Origin of the sequence: Bacillus sp. AR2-1, from assembly GCF_008368755.1 — a bacterium.
In the GTDB taxonomy this organism is placed as follows: domain Bacteria; phylum Bacillota; class Bacilli; order Bacillales; family Bacillaceae_G; genus Bacillus_A; species Bacillus_A wiedmannii.
Map to the genome: position 1 here is coordinate 14,173 of NZ_QORY01000019.1, position 19,415 is coordinate 33,587.

Below are 19,415 nucleotides of genomic sequence, written 5' to 3' on the forward strand. Positions count from 1 at the left end.
GTATAAGCTTTTCGTGCAGTGGGACAACAAGTGAATATTTTATTTGCAGTATCAGAATGTGTACCATTTGTTAAATCGGGAGGATTAGCTGATGTAGCAGGTGCGCTCCCAAAAGAGCTAAAAAAATTAGGCGTGGACGTTCGCATTATACTTCCAAATTATAGTCTTATTCCGCAAAAATTAAGGGATGGATGTACGTTACATAAAGTAATTAACGTCCCGCTTGGGTGGAGAAATCAATATTGCGGAATTTTAAAAGGTGAGCAAGACGGGATTACGTATTACTTAATAGATAATGAATATTATTTTAAGAGAGATTCTCTATATGGTCATTATGATGACGGAGAGCGTTTTTCTTATTTTTCGAAAGCAGTTTTAGAGTGTATTCCGCATCTTGATTTTGAAGTGGATGTTCTTCATAGCCACGATTGGCATACAGCTATGGTGAATTTCTTACTGCGTGAAAAGTATCAAGATAATCCATTATATGAGCATATTAAAACGGTGTATACGATTCATAATTTGCAGTTCCAAGGTGTATTTCCTCCTGAAGTGATGTACGACTTGTTAGAACTTGGTGATGAATATTTTCATAGTGAGCAGCTAGAGTTTTATGGAAATGTGAACTTTATGAAGGGCGGAATTATTGCTTCTGATCAAATTACAGCGGTTAGCCCGACATACAAAGAGGAAATTCAATATGAGTTTTTCGGTGAGAAGTTAGATGGGTTGTTACGAAAAAATAATGGTAAGCTTAGCGGCATCGTAAATGGAATTGATACGAGCGTATATAATCCAGAAACAGATTCGTATATTACTGCTCAGTATGATGCAGAGTCATTAGAGGAAAAGAATGAAAATAAACGCGCCTTGCAGCGTTATTTTGGTTTGCCAGAAAAAGAAGATACACCAATTATTTCGATGGTAACGAGATTAACGAAGCAAAAAGGTCTTGATTTAGTACGTACTGTATTCCGCGAAATAATGGAGGAAGATGTGCAATGTATTATTTTAGGATCAGGTGATTCTGAATATGAACAATTCTTTGAGTGGATGGCATACGAGTATCCTGAGAAGGTAAAAGTGTATATCGGATTTAATGAAGAACTAGCCCACCAAGTGTATGCGGGAAGTGATTTATTCTTAATGCCATCACTATTTGAACCGTGTGGACTTGGACAACTTATCGCATTAGCGTACGGTACAATTCCGATTGTAAGAGAGACAGGCGGATTAAATGATACTGTACAATCTTATGACGAAGAAACTGGAGAAGGAAATGGTTTCAGTTTCACGAACTTTAATGCGCATGACATGTTGCACACGGTTCTTCGTGCGATTGAATTTTATCATGATAAACCGGTATGGGAGCAGCTTGTAAAACAAGCGATGACTGAAGATTATAGCTGGGAGAAATCAGCTCTTGCCTATAAGAAATTGTATAAAAGTCTCATGGAATAACATGTAGGTGGTGAAGAAATGTTTACTCATGTTGAAAGTTTCAAATCAGCTTTTCTAGAAAAGTTAGAGACGATGTATGGTAAAAGTTTTAAAGACTCTACAACTCGTGATCAATACAATACGCTTGGGTACATGGTACGTGAGTATATGAATAGTCAATGGATTGCAACGAACGAAAGTTATCGGTCTGGAGAGCAAAAGCAAATGTATTACTTATCCATTGAGTTTTTACTTGGGCGTTTGCTTGGAAGTAACATATTAAATTTAGGCATCAGGGATGTATGTGAGCAAGGACTTTCTGAGCTTGGGATTTCTTTGCAACAGTTAGAAGAGGTGGAAGCAGATGCAGGTCTTGGAAATGGTGGACTTGGACGATTAGCAGCCTGTTTCCTTGATTCACTTGCATCTTTAAACTTACCAGGTCATGGCTGTGGAATTCGTTACAAGCACGGCTTATTTGATCAAAAAATTGTTGATGGTTATCAAGTTGAATTTCCAGAACAGTGGCTTCTGCATGAAAACGTATGGGAAGTAAGAAGGCATGATCAAGCTGTAGAGGTAAGTTATTTCGGCAATGTTGAACCGCTATACATTGACGGGCGTTTAGAGTTCAGGCATACGAATGCAGAAGTGATTATGGCAGTACCATATGACGTTCCAGTAGTAGGTTATGAGACGAGTACTGTAAATACACTCAGACTTTGGAATGCTGAACCAGTTCCTTTCCCGCAAAATTGCAAAGATATTTTGAAATATAAGCGTGAAACAGAGGCGGTATCGGAGTTTTTATATCCAGATGATACGCATGATGAGGGGAAAATACTTCGTTTGAAGCAACAGTATTTCCTCGTATCAGCAAGTTTGCAAAATATCGTTCGTATGCATAGAGAAAGATATGGTGACCTTCGTCAATTACATGAGAAAATTGCGATTCATATTAATGATACACATCCAGTTTTGGCGATTCCAGAACTAATGCGTATTTTATTAGATGAAGAAAAACTAGCATGGGAAGAAGCTTGGCACATAACGACACAAACGATTTCTTATACGAATCATACGACGTTATCAGAAGCGCTTGAGAAGTGGCCAATTCACATTTTTAAACCGTTATTACCGAGAATTTATATGATTATTGAAGAGATTAATGAACGTTTCTGTCATGAACTTTGGGAACGTTATCCATATGAATGGCATCGTATTGAAGAGATGGCGATTATTGCGCATGATCTTGTAAAAATGGCTCATTTAGCAATTGTCGGTAGCCATAGCGTAAATGGTGTAGCAAAAATTCATACGGAAATTTTAAAGCAACGTGAAATGCGATTGTTTTATGAGTTTTATCCAGATAAGTTTAATAATAAAACGAATGGAATTGCTCATAGACGCTGGTTAATGAAGGCGAATCCGCAGCTGACAAACCTTATTTCGGAGGCGATTGGAACAGAGTGGAAGAAAGAACCGATTAAGCTTCAAGAGCTACAATTAGTTCAATATGATGCGAGTTTTCAAGAGAAATTTGCAGAGGTAAAACAAGAGCGTAAAGAGATTTTAGCGGAGCGTATTCATAATAAAATGGGGATTACAATTGATCCTAATTCTATTTTTGATGTGCAAGTAAAAAGACTACATGCTTACAAACGACAACTATTAAACGTTCTTCATATTTTATATTTGTATAACCGTTTGAAAGAGGATGCTAGTTTTACATTTTATCCGCGTACTTTTATCTTTGGAGCGAAAGCATCACCTGGCTATTACTATGCGAAAAAAATTATTAAATTAATCAATGAACTCGCAAGGAAAGTGAATAATGATCCGTACGTAAGCCAATATATGAAAGTTATCTTTCTAGAAAACTATCGAGTGTCTTTAGCGGAAGATATATTCCCAGCTGCGGATGTGAGTGAGCAAATTTCAACGGCGAGTAAAGAAGCATCAGGAACAGGGAATATGAAATTTATGATGAATGGTGCGATTACACTCGGAACGTTAGACGGAGCTAATGTTGAAATAAAAGACCGGGTCGGTGATGATAACTGTTTCATTTTTGGCTTAACAGCGGAAGAGGTTCTTCATTACTATCAAAATGGTGGATATCGTGCAAGTGATTATTATCACCACAATATGCATATTAAAAAAGTAGTAGATCAGTTAACGAATGGTTTCTTTGCACATTCGGGAGCTGAATTTGAAGCGATTTATGATTCTCTCGTAATTCAAAATGATGAATACTTCGTTCTGCGAGATTTTGGTCCATATGCGGAAAGACAAGAAGCTGTCGGTAGAGCGTATGAAAACCGAACGAAGTGGCTAGAAATGTCGATTTTAAATATTGCACAGTCTGGTCATTTTGCGAGTGATCGAACGATTTTACAGTATAGTAATGAGATTTGGAGTATTGGTAATGCCGTTACACAGTATTAAGTGAAAGTCCCTTTTGAAGGGACTTTTATTCATGGAGACAAAGTGTATTCACTTTTAAAAGAGGAATATAATTGCTAAAAACCGAGCTTAATCTCATTAAGCTCGGTTTTCTTTTTTTGCTTAAGAAAGAAATGGGATAGTGGTATATATGATACCTGTTCCACCATATTCTCCCGTCGCAAAGTATGAAAATGTAAAGAAACCTGTAAACGTAAAAATTACAATGAGAAAAAGTGCAAAGATAAATTTTAGCATGTAAGGTCCCCTCATCCAAAAATAACTTCATATATTATTATAGTATAAGGATATAGGGTTTCCAATCATTACCTGGTTAAAAATGAGAAGTCAGACATGTTTTGTATGTTGTCATGGCATGATTATTTGTAATAGATTTTGTGTTTTTTGTAAATGTCATGTTGTGATGAACGTGTGCATATTCCCAGTCTTGGTCATTAAAATGGACATTGCGCGGAGGGAGAAGAGGAACGACATCAAATAGATTAACGAAGCGAAAGCTACTAGCTACTTGTAGTTTATAATAATTACGAAATGCAATATCGCCCACTTTGGGAGAGGCAAATGTATAAAGACCGTACTGTGCGAAGGCGGTGTTGATACGCGCATCGAGTATATGTAGTGTGGCGAGCGCGCCGCCTAAGCTATGACCTGTTGCAAGGAGTTTTTTATGGGCTGGTAGTGATACGAGCATATCCATAATAGAATCTCGGCAAGATTCATAAATGGAAAGAAAGCCGTTATGGACATTTCCGCTGTTTAAAGCATATGGGTATGGTTTTTGGTTAACGAGTGAATCGATAATCCAGTCTGTATCTGTTTGTGTTCCGCGAAAAGCTACAATAATCGTATCCTCAGATTCTAGTATGAATCCGAACCATTCTGTCGTTTGAATGGTTTTTCCTTGAAAGCCTTGTACATATTGAAAACCATCCGGTATTTCGAAAATCCCATTTTGTTTATATTGTTCATACGTTAACTCACAACAAGAAGCTAACAATATGGCGGTATCTTTATCGAAGGATAAAGGAGTACGCATTAAGGAAGCCCTCCTTAAGAAAAGGTATAGTTCAATATATGCAGTGAGGGACTTGATTCATTCTTTTGGAGGGGGCAAATAGTTTGTATCGCGTATATAAATTAGTGGATGAAATTATAGCGACTTATGGACGAATCATGCCAAAATAAAACAGCACCCTATAAGGGCACTGTTTACTCTTTTCCATCTAATAAACGTCCAAGTCCGCCTAAGACGCTGCCTTCACCGCTGTTTTGAGCTGCTGGGCTTGTAAGACGTGCTGCTAAACGGCTAAGTGTTAAGGACTGAATCCAAACCGTTCCAGGACCTTCTAACGTTGCGAAGAATAAGCCTTCGCCGCCAAATAGAGCTGTTTTTACTTTTCCAACGAACTCGATATCGTAGTTAACGTCTTTTGTCATGGCAACGAGACAACCTGTATCGATGCGAAGTCTTTCGCCAGGTTTTAATTCACGCTTATATACAGTTCCTCCTGCATGCATGAAAGCGAGTCCATCACCTTCAAGTTTCTGCATGATGAAACCTTCACCACCGAAGAAACCAGTTCCAATTTTTTTCGTAAACTCAATTCCGATAGAAACGCCCTTTGCTGCACAAAGAAACGCGTCTTTTTGACAAACGACTTTCCCTTGATATTGTGTTAAATCAACAGGGATGATTTTTCCTGGATAAGGAGCGGCGAATGATACGTGGCGCTTGCCATGACCTGTATTTGTAAAGACAGTCATAAACATACTTTCACCTGTAACAAGACGCTTACCAGCGCCCATTAATTTACCGAATAGACCACTAGATGGGCCAGAACCATCACCGAAAATGGTTTCCATTTCGATATGATCTTCCATCATCATCATTGCGCCAGCCTCTGCGATAACGCTTTCTTCTGGATCTAATTCAATTTCAACAAACTGCATATCATCGCCATATAATTTATACTCGATTTCATGTGCTTGCATTTTTTCACCTCATCATATGTAGTAATTATATTGTACAGAAATCAAAGGAATTAGAATACTGTAGATTTGTTAATTTTTGAATAAAAATAGAATGAAAATTTAAGGTTATACTAGGATTATAAAAAACGATGGGTTGAAAGTGTTCTCATTTGACGTTTTTGACATAGCATGATATAGTGAAAATACTATTGAGCTACATAATGTGGTACGGAAATAAAGCACGTTGTATTAAAGGCTGTAAGCTTGTTATACATTCATGTCCTTTATATCCACCTTTTCATGTGGATTCATAGTTTCATTTTTATTTAGGAGGTACATGACATGCAAACAGGTAAAGTTAAATGGTTTAACGGCGAAAAAGGTTTTGGCTTCATCGAAGTTGAAGGCGGAGAAGACGTATTCGTACATTTCTCAGCTATCCAAGGCGACGGCTTCAAAACTTTAGAAGAAGGTCAAGAAGTTTCTTTCGAAATCGTTGAAGGAAACCGCGGACCACAAGCAGCTAACGTTACAAAAAACTAATTAGCTAGCGAAAAAAAGCATTCCGAATTTCGGAATGCTTTTTTTATTCTTTGGAGCTAGATTCATTTGAAGATAACTCGCCTTTGAAAGTACGCTCTTCAAAGTCATCAAGCATTTGTTCATACTCTTCATGTTCTTCTGTGGCGAAAACTTGAGGATTTTTGCCATACATGTCTGTTCCTATAAAATTTTCGAAATCCTCTACATACCCAACATTTTCTTCACTATTTACGTACATGCCATTATAGTTTTTGGAATCCTGTCTTTCTAAATCGGACGGTGTTTCCGATGTCCCATAATTTGCGACATCTTGCCATGCATCTTCAGCATCGTATTCTACAGAATGATCTTCGTCGTGCTTGTGAAAAGAAGGAGCCAACACCTCTTCTTCAACTGGTCGCGTGTTCATATTTAATTTATTTGTAGTGTGCTGAATACATGTTGTAGCGGTTGGCATTGCCTCTAATCTTTCAAACGGAATTTCTTCGCCAGATACTTCGCAAATTCCATACGTACCTTCTTCAATTTTTTGCAGGGCATGTTTTGTATCTTCTAGCTGCTTATGCCAAAATTCGATGAGCCCGAAATCTTTCTCACGTTCGTACAATTCTGTAGCCATATCACCTGGATGATTGTCATAGCTAGATAATTCTCCAACAGAATCGCGTTCAGAAGCACGATCTGTATTCTCATGAGTTTGTATTGTTTGTTCAACTTCTTGCTGTTGTTTTTCTAAAATAGATTTAAATTGATTTATTTGTTGTGGAGTTAACATAGTCGTCCACCTTCCTACAATTCAGTTTCTTTACATAGTATGAGCGTTGAGAGTAGGAATTATGAGCTGAGATTGGTATATGAAAAAGGAGCCACGTCAGCAGCTCCTTTTTATCCCGCATTAACGGGCAGTTGATTAAAGTTTCACTTTATAGGAAATATCCAAGCAATAATCCGATTCCCATGAGGAGACCGAAGATTGTATTTGTTTTTGCTGTTGCAATCATCGCAGGTACCATTTCCATTGGAATACTTTTGCCGATAAAGCCTTTCGTCGCTTTCAATGCTTTCGGTGCACTTAAAAATACGATAAGCATCCATGGTGATACGATGTTAACGATAATTAGAGCGATTGTCCAAATATAAGAAACGATGAACATAGAAGCGAGTACACCAACGGCTCTTTCGCGTCCAACGAGAATTGCTAACGTTTTACGACCGTTTTCTTTATCGCCATCTAAGTCACGAATGTTATTAGCTAGTAAAATGGCACCAATTAAAATGGAGCTTGGAATAGATAGTAAAACGACTTCTGATGTTACAGTTCCAGTTTGAATAAAGAATGAAATTCCAATAATAATGACACCCATAAATAATCCGGCTGTTAACTCTCCAAATGGTGTATATGCAATTGGAAGTGGGCCACCTGTATAAAGGTAAGCAACGGCCATACAAACAAGACCGATTGCAGCAAGCCACCAGCTAGAATTCATACAAATATAAACACCTAATAGTATTGCGATCCCGAAAAATCCAAATGCTAAGTTAAGCACCGTTTTTGGCTGAATGCCATCGCGAACGATAGCGCCGCCGATACCAACTGACCCTTCGTGATCGAGTCCTCTTTTATAATCAAAGTATTCATTAAACATGTTTGTTGCTGCTTGAATGAGAAGACAAGCGAGAAGCATCATAAGGAAAAGAGGGAGATGTATTTGATTTATACCTCCGACCTGCATCGCATAGGCTGTTCCGATGAAAACAGGAACGAAAGCTGCTGTTAATGTATGGGGACGTAGTAAACTCCACCAAATGCGCCAGCCGGTTTGCTTACTTGGCTTTGGCGCCGTAGGAGAGGAATTCGTTTCGACGTTCATTTCCATGTTGAATCCTCCTTTGGTCACATATTGTACACAACTAAGTGTAGAAAAAGCATCATTTAGTGTCAACGTTTATTTTCTAGGAAGAGAAGGTGAATTTCTCAGAAATGCTAAACGTTGACAGGCCTTTCGTTTGAGGTGTATCTTAAAATCAAGCGTAATTATGACTATTTTTCGCCCATAGGGGGGAGACAATTGTGATTCAAACGAAACAAATAGGCTTGCAAGAAGTTCTTAGTGCAGCCATTAAGCGTGCAACTGATGAAAAAATATTGGTGAGCTTCGTAAAACAAATAGACTGGATAGATCCGCTTCTGTTTTATGCAGCAGGAAAAAGGATCTCATTCGAAAATAGATGTTATTTTGCAGACCCAGCTCAGCATGTAATATTTGCTGGAATTGGCTCTGTTTTCACTATAGCAACTTCTTCTCACAAACGCTTTCAAACGGCTCGTGACGAGTGGGATAAAGTAAAAGAGAAAGCATTTGTACAAAGAGAAAGATACGAATTTGGAACAGGTCCTCTTTTATTTGGTGGATTTTCATTTGACCAAGAAAAAGAGAAAACCGACTTATGGAAAGAATTTGATGATACGACATTTTCACTACCAGCATTTTTATTAACTGTAAAAAATGAAAAAGCATGGTTAACAATGAATACATTCGTTTCAGCAACTGATTGTGCAGAAACTCTTTATAACGAAATTGTTTCTTTAGAAGAGAAAATTTTTTGGGAGAGTAAATGTGCACTCGAAGGATCGAAATTAACAGTTACTTCTAAAGTAGAAGTAGATCCGCAAGGCTGGATGAAGGCCATTGAGAAAGTGCAGGATGAGATGAAGCAGGGGAACGTGCAGAAGGTTGTATTAGCGAGGGAGCTAAAAGTAGAAATGGATCATCATATTGATTCTGCTCTTGTTTTAGAAGCACTTCGCATTGGGCAACCAGATTGTTACGTATTTTCTTTTGATTATAAAGGAGCATGCTTCTTAGGAGCGACGCCAGAGAGATTAATTCGCAAAGAAGATGAGAAGTTTACTTCGATGTGTCTTGCTGGTTCAACTGGTCATGGTCAATCTATAGAAGAAAGTGAACGAAATAGTAATGCGCTTCTTCATGATGAAAAGAATTTAGCTGAACACGGTTATGTTGTGAACATGATTCGAGGAGTACTAAATGAGCACTGCGAATCCGTTAATATTCCGGAAAGTCCGGGCTTATTAACAACGAAAAACTTAATTCATTTATATACGCCTGTAGAGGCAAAAGGCGATGCGAGTCTTTTGACAATGGTAGAAGAATTACATCCAACACCAGCTCTTGGCGGGACACCTCGTTTGGAAGCGATGAAACTGATTCGTGATGTTGAATTGTTAGACAGAGGGTTATATGGTGCACCGATTGGCTGGATAGATGATGAAGGAAATGGTGAATTTGCGGTTGCACTTCGCTGCGGATTATTAAATGGCGCGAAAGCATCCTTATTTGCTGGGTGCGGGATTGTAATTGATTCAGTACCGCAACTTGAATATGAAGAAACAAGCTTGAAGTTTAGACCGATGCTTGGTGCTTTGGAGGAATTAATGAAATGAACAATCATATAGAAGCATTATCATATTATTTAGGCGCGTTCGTGGATGAACTGACGCGTCTAAATGTATGTGATGTTGTCATTAGTCCAGGCTCACGGTCAACACCGATTGCTCTACTAATGGAACAACATGAAGGAATGAACACATATTTACATGTAGATGAAAGATCAGCGGGATTTTTTGCACTCGGTATCGCAAAAGCAAAAAAACGCCCTGTTGCATTATTATGTACGTCAGGAACGGCAGCAGCAAACTATTATCCAGCTGTATGTGAAGCTTTTCATTCACGAGTGCCGCTTATCGTCTTAACGGCAGATAGACCGCATGAATTAAGAGATGTTGGTGCGCCACAAGCGATGAATCAATTCAATTTATACGGTACATTTGTGAAGCAATTTACAGAGATGGCACTTCCAGAAGCGAGTGAAGCGATGTATCATTATGCTCGCATGACGACGCAGCGCACGATAGCAAGCGCACTTCTAGCGCCGCAAGGACCTGTTCATCTTAATTTTCCAGTTCGCGAGCCGCTTATCCCAGATTTCTCATTAGAAAGTTTATGGGATAAAGGACGCGGGGAATATACAGGAGTAGTTCAGCAAGGGAACGTGATGATGCCGAGTGAATATGTAGATTCTCTTGTAGGGCGCCTTTCACATATGGAAAAGGGGCTTATTATTTGTGGAGATGATAGTCATTCAGAAATCGCAGCGTTTACGGCAGAACTAGCTGAGAAAACGGGATATCCAATATTAGCGGATCCACTTTCTAACATTCGTAGCGGACATCACGATAAAACGATGGTAATCGACTGTTACGATACATTTTTACGAAATGAGCTGTTAAAAGAAACGTGGAAGCCAGAAGTTATGATTCGTTTTGGTGGGATGCCTGTTTCGAAAGCATTAACGCAGTTCATCAAAAAACAGACGAAAGCTGTTCATATCGTTGTTGACGAATCTGGACAATGGAGAGATCCAGCTCTCGTTGCGACAGAAGTTGTCCAAGCAAGTGATATTGCATTTTGCAGTGCATTAATAGAAAAACTGCCAGTTATGAAAAAGAATGATTGGTTCGGAATGTGGCAACATATAAACGAAAAAACGAAGGAAACGCTTCGTGAAATGGAAACATATGAAACTGCATTTGAAGGGAAAGTTATTACGGATATCGTCCGCGTACTACCAGAAGGGGCAACATTATTTGCGAGTAATAGTATGCCAATTCGTGATACAGATTCATTCTTCTTCACATCGGATAAAAATATTCAAGTGATGGCAAACCGTGGTGTAAATGGGATTGATGGCATCATTTCGACAGCTTTAGGAGCGAGCATTATTTGCGATCCGCTCGTATTAGTTATTGGTGATTTATCATTCTATCACGATTTAAACGGATTATTAGCCGCAAAATTACATGAATTAAATATAACGATTGTCGTTGTAAACAATGATGGTGGCGGTATTTTCTCATTCTTACCACAATATGAGAAAAAGGAACATTTTGAATCATTATTTGGAACGCCAATTGGACTTGATTATGAGCATGTTGTCAAAATGTACGGCGGTTCATTTAGTCGTGTAAATGGTTGGGAGCAATTCCGAGAAGAGGTACAAAAGGGAACGACGACGGAAGGTTTACACGTTGTAGAAATTTGTACGAACCGTGATGAAAACTTAACATTGCACCGTAAATTGTGGGCAAAAACGCAGGACGTAATTACTACATCGTTGCAAGGTGAATCAAAATGAACGTAACGCTGCAAGGTGTATCGTATGAATATGAAGTAGTCGGAAGCGGGGAACCACTTCTACTTCTTCATGGTTTTACGGGAAGCATGGAAACGTGGCGTTCCTTCGTTCCTTCTTGGAGTGAGCAGTTTCAAGTCATTTTAGTAGACATTGTGGGGCACGGAAAAACGGAAAGTCCTGAAGATGTAACTCACTATGATATTCGAAATGTAGCATTGCAAATGAAAGAACTATTAGATTACCTTCATATTGAAAGAGCGCACATACTTGGCTATTCAATGGGCGGTAGACTGGCGATTACGATGGCATGTCTATATCCAGAGTATGTACATTCCCTTTTGTTAGAAAATTGTACAGCTGGGCTCAAAAGTGAAGATGAGAGAGAAGAACGTCGTGAAAAAGATGAGCGACTTGCCGATAAAATTGAGCGAGAAGGCATCAATAGTTTTGTAACGATGTGGGAAAATATTCCGCTGTTTGAAACGCAAAAACGTTTAGCACAAAACGCACAAGAAGCAGTGCGACAAGAAAGACTTGCTAACAATCCAAAAGGAATTGCAAATAGCTTGCGCGGCATGGGAACAGGGGCTCAGCCTTCATGGTGGAACGAGCTGCAAAACTTAAAAATACCTGTTCTTTTAATGAACGGGGAGCATGATGAAAAGTTCTTTCGCATATTAAAAAACATCGAAAAATGCATCTCTGACGCGAAATTTGTGAAAATTGATGGTGCTGGCCATGCAATTCATGTGGAACAACCGGAAAAGTTTGATACAATAGTAAAGGGATTTCTAAAAACTATGCAGTGATGCTTTTTCATCTAAGAAGGAAGCTACACTTATAGAGGAGATCAGAAATATACAAGGAGGTAGTTGTAATGGCTATTGAATGGGTAAAAGAAGGCAATTACGAAGATATTATTTATTCAACATACAATGGTATCGCAAAAATTTCGATTAACCGTCCTGAAGTACATAACGCATTCCGTCCTAAAACGGTAATGGAGTTAATCAACGCTTTTGCACACGCTCGTGATGATGCAAATGTTGGCGTTATCATTTTAACAGGTGAAGGTGGACGTGCATTCTGTTCTGGCGGCGACCAAAAAGTTCGCGGTCATGGTGGATATGTAGGTGACGACCAAATCCCTCGTTTAAATGTATTAGACTTACAACGTCTAATTCGCGCAATTCCTAAACCAGTTATCGCAATGGTAGCAGGTTATGCAATCGGTGGTGGACACGTACTTCATATCGTATGTGACTTAACAATCGCTGCAGACAACGCTGTATTCGGACAAACTGGTCCTAAAGTAGGAAGCTTTGACGGTGGATACGGAGCTGGTTACTTAGCTCGTATGGTAGGCCACAAGAAAGCTCGCGAAATTTGGTACCTATGCCGTCAATACAGCGCACAAGAAGCGCTTGATATGGGCTTAGTAAACACAGTAGTACCATTAGAAGAGCTTGAAGCAGAAACAGTACAATGGGCACAAGAAATCTTAGCAAACAGCCCAATGGCACTTCGTTTCCTAAAAGCTGCATTCAACGCAGACACAGACGGTCTAGCTGGTATTCAACAACTAGCTGGAGATGCAACGTTATTGTACTACACAACTGACGAAGCAAAAGAAGGTCGTGACGCGTTCAAAGAAAAACGCAGTCCGGACTTCGGTCAATTCCCTCGTTTCCCTTGATCAAACCAAAAGCGGAGCCGACTGTTTAGCCTCGTAGGCTAAGGTTCTTTCGCACAGAAAGTGTTTTTTACTTTCTCGCTTAGAATGTGAGGGGGATGGAGCTTCTGACGAAGAGGCGCTTTTTGCCTCGTAGGAAGGCGTGAAACGACCGACTGTTCTAGCCGCTGTAGCTAGATGAGATCAACCGGAAACAAAATAACTAAGAGACTTGATGTCATATCAAGTCTCTTTCTTTCATGAAAGGAGAATGAGTGATGGAGACGATGCCAAATTGGTTAATGCAACGTGCATTTTTAACACCAGATCGCACTGCAATTGAAATAGAGGATGAAAAGGTTACTTTTATGGAGCTGCATGAAAAAGTAGTATCTGTTTGTGAACACCTCACGCATGTAGGAGTGAAGCGTGGGCAAAAGGTGGCTGTTCTGATGAAAAATGGTATGGAGATGATTACAGTTATTCACGCCCTATCTTACGTAGGTGCAGTAGCTGTGCTTTTAAATACGCGTCTTTCAAGAGAAGAGCTACTTTGGCAAATGGATGATGCTGAAGTTATATGCTTAGTGACGGATCAAGATTTCGAGGCTAAAGATGTTCCTGTATATTCGTTCGCCGAAGTGATGAATGGATCGAAGGCGGAAGCCTCTATACAAGAAGAATTCTCTTTAGAAGAAGCGATGACAATCATTTATACGTCAGGGACGACAGGAAAACCGAAAGGCGTTATTTTAACGTACGGCAATCACTGGGCAAGCGCAGTCGGTTCTTCGCTTAATTTAGGGCTTCGTGATGATGATTGCTGGTTAGCTTGTATGCCAATGTTCCACGTTGGCGGGCTATCTCTTTTAATGAAAAATGTTATGTACGGAATGCGTATTTTACTCGTTCCGAAATATGATGCTGATTTTATTCATAAAGCACTTCAAACGAGAGGTGTTACGATCATTTCTGTCGTTTCTAAAATGTTAACTGATTTATTAGAGAGACTTGGAGAAGAGACATATCCATCTTCTTTACGATGTATGTTACTTGGCGGAGGACCAGCGCCGAAACCGTTATTAGAAACTTGTGTAGATAAAGGAATTCCTGTGTATCAAACGTACGGTATGACAGAAACGTCTTCGCAAATTTGTACGTTATCCGCAGATTATATGTTAACGAAAGTAGGATCAGCTGGGAAACCACTATTTCAGTGCCAACTTCGTATTGAAAAAGATGGCGTAGTAGTACCGCCGTTTGTAGAAGGCGAGATCGTAGTAAAAGGACCAAACGTAACAGGCGGTTACTTTAACCGTGAAGATGCGACACGCGAAACAATTCAAAACGGATGGCTTCATACTGGTGACCTCGGTTATTTAGATGGAGAAGGATTTTTATACGTATTAGATCGCCGCAGTGATTTAATTATTTCTGGCGGAGAAAATATATATCCGGCTCAAATTGAAGAAGTGTTGCTTTCTCATCCGATGGTAGCGGAAGCCGGTGTTGTCGGTATGACTGACGATAAATGGGGACAAGTACCCGCTGCTTTTGTTGTAAAAAGTGGAGAGGTAACAGAAGAAGAAATCCTTCATTTTTGCGAGGAGAAATTAGCGAAATATAAAGTGCCGAAGAAAGCGTGTTTCTTAGAGGAATTACCACGAAATGCTTCGAAAAAATTGTTAAGACGAGAGTTAAGACAATTAGTGGAGGAGATGTAAGTGGAAATAAAAAAAGCGACACTTCATATAACGGAAATGCCACTCGTAATCCCGTTTGCTGCAAGCTACGGAACGTATGAAAAGCGTGAAAGTATCGTCATTGAATTAGAAAATACGGACGGATACATTGGATTTGGCGAAGTTGTTGCGTTCTCTGAACCGTGGTATACGGAAGAAACGGTGAAGACAGCGCTACATGTACTTCAAGATTTTTTAATACCGGATTTATTGAAAGCTGAAATTTCTCATCCGAATGAAATACCAAAGTTGTTCAAGCATATAAAGAGAAACAGAATGGCAAAGGCCGGAATTGAAGGGGCTGTTTGGGATTTATATACAAAGCGTCAAAAGAAGTCATTAGCGACATTGCTTGGCGGAACTAGGACTGAAATTGAAGTAGGCGTTGTGATTGGTATCAATACAATTCCGGTTATGTTAAAACAAATCGAGAAGTATGCAGAAGAAGGATATGAGCGTTTTAAAGTGAAAATAAAGCCAGAGCACGACTACGAGTTATTGAAAGAAATTCGTAAAGAGTTTCCAAGCATCCCGTTAATGGCTGATGCAAATTCAGCGTATACATTAGCGGATACGGAGAAACTGAAACGATTAGATGAATTTCAATTGATGATGATTGAACAACCGCTAGCGGATTACGATTTTCTTGATCATGCACAACTGCAAAAGAAAATGGAAACGCCGATTTGTTTAGACGAAAGCATCCATAGTTTAGAAGACGCGCGCGTTGCGATTACGCTTGGCAGTTGCCGAATCGTTAATATTAAACCAGGGCGAGTGGGTGGATTAACAGAATCCATTCAAATTCATGATTACTGCATGGAGCATAACATATCAGTTTGGTGCGGTGGTATGGTAGAGATGGGGATTTCACGAGCACAAAATGTTGCGCTTGCTTCACTGCCAAACTTTACGATTCCAGGTGATATATCTGCCTCTAGCCGACATTGGGAGAAGGATATTATTTCGCCGGAAGTGATGCTTGAGGGCGGAAAGGTGATTGTACCGCAAAGTGTTGACACTGAGTATGAAGTAAATCGAGGAAGGCTGGCGGAAATCACGAAGCAGCGGATAGTTTTGGAGCGGTGAATTTAATCAGGATGCCCGCAAATAGCGGTAGGATTTTGTTGTTAATTGTCGGTAAGTCGATATATTTCAATAATCGTCGATATAATTTCATTTACAAAGGTTACTCCTGTGAGTAACCTTTTCGTATTGTACAAATTGGATAGACTAGTTTACAATCGAGCGTATAAAGTGAAACTTTAATCAGTGGGGGCATCCCCACTGATTATTAGTTGAACCAATCGGGCTTTTATGGGCAGTTGATCTTCCACCTAACTTCTTTGATTCACCCGAATTTTGAGGTGGGAGTCTTACTGCCCGCAAATAGCGGGGTAAAGGGGGAGTAAAATGAAGAACATTTCAATTTTAATAGCGGATGATGAGGCAGAAATTGCTGATTTAATTGAGATACATTTAGAAAAAGAAGGTTACCACGTCGTGAAAGCAGCTGATGGAGAAGAGGCAATTCATATTATTGAAACGCAGCCAATCGACTTGGTGGTTTTAGATATTATGATGCCGAAAATGGATGGTTATGAAGTGACGCGCCAAATTCGCGCGAAGCACCATATGCCAATCATTTTCTTAAGTGCGAAAACGTCTGATTTTGATAAGGTGACAGGTTTAGTATTAGGTGCAGATGATTATATGACGAAACCTTTTACACCGATTGAATTAGTCGCACGTGTAAATGCACAATTACGCCGATTTCTTACACTAAATCAGCCCAAAGTAGCGGAGAATAAATCTGCTTTAGAGGTAGGCGGAGTCGTTATTGATCCTGAGCGAAGAACAGTGAATGTGTACGGAGAACAAGTTGAATTAACACCGAAAGAGTTTGATATTTTATATTTATTAGCGAGCCATCCGAAGAAAGTGTACAATGTGGAAAATATTTTTCAGCAAGTATGGGCAGATGATTATTATGAAGGCGGAAATACGGTTATGGTACATATTCGTACGTTGCGGAAAAAACTTGGGGAAGATAAAAGAAAGAATAAGTTAATAAAAACAGTTTGGGGAGTAGGGTATACTTTCAATGGCTAAAAAGATGAGAAGCTTTCGCTCGAAGATGGTTATGCTATTTGCGTTAAGTATGATATTTGCTGGCGGTGTAACGTATATCATTTATGAAGGATTACGGATTTATTATAAATTAGTCGTTCGTTTTGAGGATCCGTTAGCTCAATTTCGTTCCATGGTAAGACAAATTGGGGATGTTAATTTCTTTTTGATTATTTTCATTCCTCTATCCATTATGTTTTTCTTCTTCCTTACTAGGCCGTATTTAAAATATTTTGATGAGATTTCAAACGGAATTCATCATTTGGCAAACGGTGATTTTACAAATGAAGTGCGCGTTTCATCTAATGATGAGTTTGGATATATCGCACGTGAAATAAATGTAGCGAGTGAAAAATTAAAGGAAGCGGTTGAACGAGGAGACTTTGCGGAAAGTAGTAAAGACCAGCTCATTGTTAATTTAGCTCACGATTTAAGAACGCCGTTAACATCTGTTTTAGGTTATTTAGATTTAATTCTTAAAGATGAGAATTTGACGAAAGAACAAATTAAACATTTTTCCACAATCGCTTTTACGAAATCCGAAAGGCTGGAAAGTTTAATTGATGAATTATTTGAAATTACGAGAATGAATTATGGGATGTTGCAGCTGGACAAAAGACCAATTGATATAAGTGAATTGCTTATACAGTTAGAGGAAGAATTGTATCCGTTATTAGAGAAAAAGGGTTTAGAAGCGAGATTGAACATGGATTCTTATTTACCTATTAGCGGTGATGGAAAATTATTAGCGAGGGTATTTGAAAATCTTTTAACGAACGCGATTCGTTACGGGTATGATGGAAAGTTTGTCGATGTGAACGGATATATTGAGAGTGAAGAGGTAGTCGTACAAATTATTAATTACGGAGATAGCATTCCGGAAGAAGATTTACCGTATCTTTTTGATATGTTTTATACAGGTGATAAAGCAAGGTCAGAGCAACAAGGTAGTACAGGCCTTGGACTGTTTATCGCGAAAAATATTGTTGAACAGCATGATGGGAAGATTTCTGCTGAAAGTAATGTGATTAGAACGATATTTGAAGTGAGATTGCCAAAAGAAGAGAGCGAAGCAATTTAATAAAAATTTAAACTTTACCCCACTTTTTATTTTAATAGTTTTTTCTATTCTATACGTAAGTTACGTTAAGGAGGAACTAGAAATGAAAAAGTGGGTATTTATTTCTCTATTTATAGCATGTACAATCTGTGTAGGTTTTTATATATCACCGTTATTTCAAAAAGAGATCGATGTTAAAATTGCTGACAAAGATAATACGGTAAGAGCTGCGAATACGGAAAAGATAGAGATTACAAAAGAAGAAATTTATAAAGGGGATCTATTATTAGTTAATAAAGATTACCCAGTTAAAAAAGATAGTATTAGGTCTGACATTATAAATGTAAATCACAATAGTGAATTAGTAAGAGGTTACGTCATATTTGATAGAAATCTTCGCTTATCAAAGGGTGTTGTGAAAAATTTTTTGAACGTTGTCGATGCAGCTGGAAAAGATGGAGTACAGCATTTCTTAATGAGTAGCGGGTATCGAGATTTTAAAGAGCAAAGTAAATTGTATAAAGAAATGGGATCTGACTATGCACTTCCAGCAGGATATAGTGAACATAATTTAGGATTATCACTCGACATTGGATCTACGCAAAAGAAAATGGAGAAAGCGCCTGAAGGAAAATGGATTGCGGATAATGTATGGAAGCACGGCTTTGTTTTACGTTATCCAAAAAATAAAAGTCATATTACAGGCATTCAATATGAGCCGTGGCACATACGTTATGTTGGCTTACCCCATAGTGCGATTATGCAAAAAGAGAAAATTACATTGGAGGAATACTTAGACTTTTTAAAAGAGAAAAAAGAAATTTCAACGAATGTAGAGGGGAAGAAATATACGGTTTCTTATTATAAAGTGTCTGGGAACAGGAACGTGAATGTTCCAGCGAATAAGCAGTATGAAATTTCGGGGAATAATATGGATGGGGTTATTGTGACGGTGCAGGAATAGAAAAAGAGGTTGTTCCGTTTTGGAGCAGCCTTTTCTTATATAAGAAAGGGATCGACGTTTTTTGTCGGTAAATCGATATTCCTTGTCGAATCGTTGATATAATTTCCTGTACTATTAGCATTTTGAGTAGCATCTTTTTATTTACTTTTAAACATTATAACGTTATATTTACTTCTTCTTTTTTTTGTGTTACGCTAAACGTGTAAAAGA

Annotated in this window: 17 protein-coding genes; 12 read left to right on the forward strand and 5 right to left on the reverse strand. The window is 38.7% G+C overall.

The genetic code is table 11. The features are described from left to right. The first annotated feature begins 30 nt into the window (after positions 1 to 30). Together glgA and glgP are read left to right on the forward strand one after the other, a co-directional pair. Positions 31 to 1,461: a glycogen synthase GlgA gene (gene glgA, locus DT250_RS21820; protein WP_002203738.1), complete on the forward strand. Its 1,431-nt coding sequence runs from the start codon at positions 31 to 33 to the stop codon at positions 1,459 to 1,461. An 18-nt stretch (positions 1,462 to 1,479) separates the two neighbouring features. Further along, entirely contained in the window at positions 1,480 to 3,888 is a 2,409-nt protein-coding gene (gene glgP / locus DT250_RS21825) for a glycogen phosphorylase (protein ID WP_087984936.1), read from the forward strand. 120 nt (positions 3,889 to 4,008) lie between these two features. On the opposite strand, the gene DT250_RS32345 is transcribed toward glgP, so the two are convergent. The 3 genes from DT250_RS32345 to DT250_RS21835 form a co-directional block, all read right to left on the reverse strand. Further along, a complete protein-coding gene (locus tag DT250_RS32345) occupies positions 4,009 to 4,143 on the reverse strand; it encodes a hypothetical protein (protein WP_254982102.1) in 135 nt (44 codons plus the stop codon). Positions 4,144 to 4,219: 76 nt separating this feature from the next. Further along, positions 4,220 to 4,942 (reverse strand): lipase family protein, encoded by a 723-nt coding sequence (locus DT250_RS21830; protein WP_001260119.1) that lies wholly within the window; start codon positions 4,940 to 4,942, stop codon positions 4,220 to 4,222. Between the two features lie 173 nt (positions 4,943 to 5,115). Further along, positions 5,116 to 5,898: a TIGR00266 family protein gene (locus DT250_RS21835; RefSeq protein WP_001147830.1), complete on the reverse strand. Its 783-nt coding sequence runs from the start codon at positions 5,896 to 5,898 to the stop codon at positions 5,116 to 5,118. Between the two features lie 321 nt (positions 5,899 to 6,219). On the opposite strand from DT250_RS21835, the gene cspD reads away from it, so the two are divergent. After that, a complete protein-coding gene (gene cspD, locus DT250_RS21840; RefSeq protein WP_001193052.1) occupies positions 6,220 to 6,420 on the forward strand; it encodes a cold-shock protein CspD in 201 nt (66 codons plus the stop codon). 43 nt (positions 6,421 to 6,463) lie between these two features. Here the strand turns inward: cspD and DT250_RS21845 are convergent, their stop codons facing one another. Together DT250_RS21845 and DT250_RS21850 are read right to left on the reverse strand one after the other, a co-directional pair. Then, on the reverse strand, positions 6,464 to 7,195 hold the full coding sequence (locus DT250_RS21845) for a yteA family sporulation protein (protein ID WP_048541151.1): 732 nt from the start codon (positions 7,193 to 7,195) through the stop codon (positions 6,464 to 6,466). 148 nt (positions 7,196 to 7,343) lie between these two features. After that, the gene (locus tag DT250_RS21850; protein WP_060486613.1) at positions 7,344 to 8,297 is read right to left on the reverse strand and encodes a 1,4-dihydroxy-2-naphthoate polyprenyltransferase; all 954 of its coding nucleotides are present in this window, start codon (positions 8,295 to 8,297) and stop codon (positions 7,344 to 7,346) included. Positions 8,298 to 8,491: 194 nt separating this feature from the next. Between DT250_RS21850 and DT250_RS21855 the strand changes: the two genes are divergently transcribed. The 9 genes from DT250_RS21855 (at position 8,492) to DT250_RS21895 (ending at position 19,205) form a co-directional block, all read left to right on the forward strand. Further along, positions 8,492 to 9,886, forward strand: coding sequence for an isochorismate synthase (locus DT250_RS21855; RefSeq protein WP_088609425.1), 1,395 nt, complete (start codon positions 8,492 to 8,494; stop codon positions 9,884 to 9,886). After that, a complete protein-coding gene (gene menD / locus DT250_RS21860) occupies positions 9,883 to 11,637 on the forward strand; it encodes a 2-succinyl-5-enolpyruvyl-6-hydroxy-3-cyclohexene-1-carboxylic-acid synthase (protein ID WP_088064684.1) in 1,755 nt (584 codons plus the stop codon). The genes DT250_RS21855 and menD overlap by 4 nt, the downstream gene beginning before the upstream one ends. Next, positions 11,634 to 12,446, forward strand: a complete 813-nt coding sequence (menH, locus tag DT250_RS21865; protein ID WP_088609426.1) for a 2-succinyl-6-hydroxy-2,4-cyclohexadiene-1-carboxylate synthase — start codon at positions 11,634 to 11,636, stop codon at positions 12,444 to 12,446. Before menD ends, menH begins: the two co-directional genes overlap by 4 nt. Before the next feature lie 68 nt (positions 12,447 to 12,514). Then, positions 12,515 to 13,333 carry a 1,4-dihydroxy-2-naphthoyl-CoA synthase gene (gene menB / locus DT250_RS21870; protein WP_000963888.1) on the forward strand — a complete coding sequence of 273 codons (819 nt, stop codon included), beginning with the start codon at positions 12,515 to 12,517 and terminating at the stop codon, positions 13,331 to 13,333. Between the two features lie 254 nt (positions 13,334 to 13,587). Then, positions 13,588 to 15,033, forward strand: a complete 1,446-nt coding sequence (locus DT250_RS21875) for an o-succinylbenzoate--CoA ligase (protein WP_149213701.1) — start codon at positions 13,588 to 13,590, stop codon at positions 15,031 to 15,033. Further along, the gene (gene menC, locus DT250_RS21880) at positions 15,034 to 16,140 is read left to right on the forward strand and encodes an o-succinylbenzoate synthase (protein WP_097889138.1); all 1,107 of its coding nucleotides are present in this window, start codon (positions 15,034 to 15,036) and stop codon (positions 16,138 to 16,140) included. 324 nt (positions 16,141 to 16,464) lie between these two features. After that, complete coding sequence (locus DT250_RS21885; RefSeq protein ID WP_088609427.1) at positions 16,465 to 17,163, forward strand: response regulator transcription factor; 699 nt, start codon at positions 16,465 to 16,467, stop codon at positions 17,161 to 17,163. Further along, positions 17,156 to 18,262: a HAMP domain-containing sensor histidine kinase gene (locus DT250_RS21890; protein ID WP_088609428.1), complete on the forward strand. Its 1,107-nt coding sequence runs from the start codon at positions 17,156 to 17,158 to the stop codon at positions 18,260 to 18,262. Before DT250_RS21885 ends, DT250_RS21890 begins: the two co-directional genes overlap by 8 nt. An 82-nt stretch (positions 18,263 to 18,344) precedes the next feature. Beyond that, on the forward strand, positions 18,345 to 19,205 hold the full coding sequence (locus DT250_RS21895; protein ID WP_088609429.1) for a M15 family metallopeptidase: 861 nt from the start codon (positions 18,345 to 18,347) through the stop codon (positions 19,203 to 19,205). Positions 19,206 to 19,415 lie beyond the last annotated feature (210 nt).